This is a genomic window from Caballeronia arationis (assembly GCF_001544975.2).
In the GTDB taxonomy this organism is placed as follows: Bacteria; Pseudomonadota; Gammaproteobacteria; order Burkholderiales; family Burkholderiaceae; genus Caballeronia; species Caballeronia arationis.
In genome coordinates, this window is the sequence record NZ_FCOG02000311.1 from 1 (window position 1) to 3158 (window position 3158).

Annotated in this window: 3 protein-coding genes; all 3 read left to right on the forward strand. The window is 62.7% G+C overall.

What is annotated here, in order from left to right; translation table 11 throughout:
• Positions 1–15: 15 nt before the first annotated feature.
• On the forward strand, positions 16–1185 hold the full coding sequence (locus AWB81_RS41420) for a TraB/TrbI/VirB10 family type IV secretion system protein (RefSeq protein WP_327373441.1): 1170 nt from the start codon (positions 16–18) through the stop codon (positions 1183–1185).
• Positions 1178–1978, forward strand: a complete 801-nt coding sequence (locus AWB81_RS41425) for a transglycosylase SLT domain-containing protein (RefSeq protein WP_062644261.1) — start codon at positions 1178–1180, stop codon at positions 1976–1978. Before AWB81_RS41420 ends, AWB81_RS41425 begins: the two co-directional genes overlap by 8 nt.
• Positions 1975–3158, forward strand: a 1184-nt coding sequence (locus tag AWB81_RS41430) for a TrbG/VirB9 family P-type conjugative transfer protein (protein ID WP_062644262.1), incomplete at its 3' end; no start/stop codon positions are given. The genes AWB81_RS41425 and AWB81_RS41430, both read left to right, overlap by 4 nt.

Genomic DNA, 3158 nt, shown 5'->3' on the forward strand with positions numbered 1-3158 from the left:
CCACGCAATGCGATCATGAGCATCGGCATTCTTGCTGCTGTCGTGATCGGCGGCTTGGGCTTCTACTACCAGCTGCAAGCGACGAACAAAGCTGACGAGGACGCGCGCATCAAAAAGGCGACGGCGCTTAAGTCGAGCACGGAAGTGCCCACTGCCGCGAACAACAACGACATCGACCAGATGATCCGTCAGCAGCGCGACGCAGCGGCGTCGGAGGCTGCCGCGCTTGCCGCATCTGAAGCAGCGGCTCCGAAGCCCGCCGTCACGCCGATGCTGACCGGCGCCGACTTCCAAGAGGAAGTCAAAGGCTCGAGCACGGACACGCGCGAGCTTTCCCGGCAAGCGGCGCAAGACGCGATCTATACTTCGTCGATTTTTAAGCAGGCCGGTGCGTCGCGTTCCGCGAACCAGGCGACCGGCGCACTGCCCGCTGGCGTCCCTTCGTTGGACGAGGTGCGAGCTGCTCGGAACGCTGTGGGAACTAACACCCCCGATGCGATGGCGCTCGCCTTGGCCAAGCAGGGACAAGCGCCCGAAGACCGCGACCGGGCTTTCCTGAGGGATGCGGCTTCGCAAGGCGGCATCGAACGCACGACCTTCAATGGGCGGTCGACCGGTTGCACGTTGACGCCGCCCCATGTGATCCATGTGAAGACGGTCGAGGGGCTGAACTCGGACAAGCCGGGCCGGGTGTCGTTGATGGTGGACGAGGACGTGTATGACAGTCTGCGCGGCGACTGTTTGATGATCCCGAAGGGCGCGCTCATCAATGGCATGTACAGCGCAGACATCAAGGTCGGCCAGGAGCGCCTGCTGGTGGCATCGACGAGTCTGCGCCTGCCCAACGGCAAGAGCGTGCCGCTCAACGGCATGCAGGGTGCCGACCAGAACGGCTACGCCGGGTTCTCGGGTGATGTGAACAACCACTTCCTGAAAATCTTCGGCGCGGGCTTCATCACGGCGGTTCTGCTGAAGGCGTTCGACAGCAGCTCTCAGACGGCGACGACGGCGTCCCCGAACGGAGTCACTACCTATGGTGACACGGCGGGGCAGGTAGCGGCAGCGACGGCCCAGACCGTCATGCAGCGCAACCAGAATATCCCGCCGACCATCACCGTTGAACCCGGCCAGAAGTTCCTGGTGCAGGTGACGCAGGACATCGTCATGGAGCCGTACCATGACTAGGGCGTTGGCCGCTGCCTGTCTGTCTGTGATTGCATTGGGCGCACACGCGGCGACCATCGATTCGATCATCAGCCCAACTCGCATCGTCGTTGATGACGGTGTGAAGCGCGCAATCGTCGAGCTACCCGGCGAGCCGGTCTACGCATGTGGACTGAAGCCGTTTCTTGCGTGGGCTAACCGATTTGAGGGTCAATCAGTCGAGGCCACGGCCGGCGGCGTTGCAATCAGCATCGACGGATCGAGTGTCAGCCTCGAAAGCTTGTTCGTGAAGGCGGGTTGGCTGCGTACGGCGAATCTATCCGATGAGGCTCAAGCGAGCATCACCGAGCGCCGCGGCGGTTGGGCATGTGCCTCCGCTCAGGCGCCGTTCGACGCCATGCACACCTCGGTCGATCCGAAGATTCTGGCTGGCATCGCGCTCAATGAGTCTGCATACAACGGACGCGCATGGCCGTGGACGCTGAACGTCGCCGGTCGCGGTTTCTTCTTTCGCACGCGAGAAGACGCGTATCGCGCCGTGCGCTACCTGATCAGCAACGGCCGGTCGGACTTTGACGTCGGCATCATGCAGATTAACTGGGGATACCACAGTAAGCGTTTCACGAACGCTTGGGATGCGCTCGCGCCGGCAACGAATATCCGCGTCGCCGAAGACATTCTCAACGAGAACTACCGCCTCACGCACTCCGCCGTGAAGGCCGTCGCGTACTACCACAGCGCCAATCCTGCCCCGGGCCGCGAATACCTCGCGCGCTTCGTGAAGCACCTCTCTCAAATCGAACGCGGTCAATGAAGCACACGCTCTCTCTTCTTACTCTGGCGCTTGCCGCGGTCACGCTCACCGCGGCGGCGGCTGGCACCGACCCGCTCGACTTTGACTACGAGATCGCGGGCAATGTGCTTGAGCGACCGGCACTTGTTTTCAACGATGGCAGCGACACCTATTTCCAGCCGCGCGCCGGTCAGTCGCTGCGCGTGGACGGTGGACATAGCCAAGGACCGTACATCGTTGTGCCGGGCACACCCGAGGTGATCCGTTACTCGGCGGGCGGCTCAAGCGCCACCGCTTACTGGAAGAAGGCTAATCGCTTCATTGGCGACAAGGCGCGCAGCGACACGCCGTCCGGTTTCTCTGGCTTCTCAGGCCGCCTCGCCCTCATCGGACCGCGCAGCAGCCTTGAAAGTACTCGGCCTTTGAACGCCACGCTACCGCTCGCCCAACTGGTCAAAGCGCTCGTTCCGCAGGGCTGGACGGGCTCGGCACAGAAAGACATCGATCTGACGACCTCGGCGAGCTTCGGCACGCGTGATGGCGAGAACTGGATGCAGTCGCTCGATCGGCTCGTGGCAGCTTCCGACTTGTATGCAGACGTCGACTTCAACGCTCATCACGTCACGCTGCGCCGCTCGGCTCCGCAGTCAGTGGCCGTCAACTACGTCGCGCCGGTGTCGCAGGTCACGGCAGATCCTGCCGCCGCGTCGTCGGGGGTCACTCCGGGTGCGGACCCGATTGCCGATATCGCGAAGAAAGCCGACACAGACGCACCCGCCGCATCAGGGTCCATCCTTGCCGCGAAGCTGGGCGCGTTGGCGATCCGTGATGGTGACGACAGCCACATACAAATAAAGTTTTCCGCCAAGCCTGCTGCGGAGTTGAAGGTGACCGGGCAAGACGGCAAATCGCTGCGCCCAAAGTGGGATGACGCGACCGGGGTCGTGACGTTCAACCGCGCAGAGCGTTTCACGATCTCCAACGGCGCCGACAAGGTCGAAGTCGCCCGTGTCGCCGGAACCGTCTATGAGTTCGACACCGCGAACAAGGCCGCTCTGCAAAGCGTGTTTGAAGAAAACGGCTCGACGTTCTTCAAGTTCGCCGACACCGTCGGCAAGGTGACGGTCGCCGACGTGGCGCACATCGGTTCGGGCGAGCAGAAGGGCCGCTATTACAAGTTCAACGGCACCGCCGACCAGTT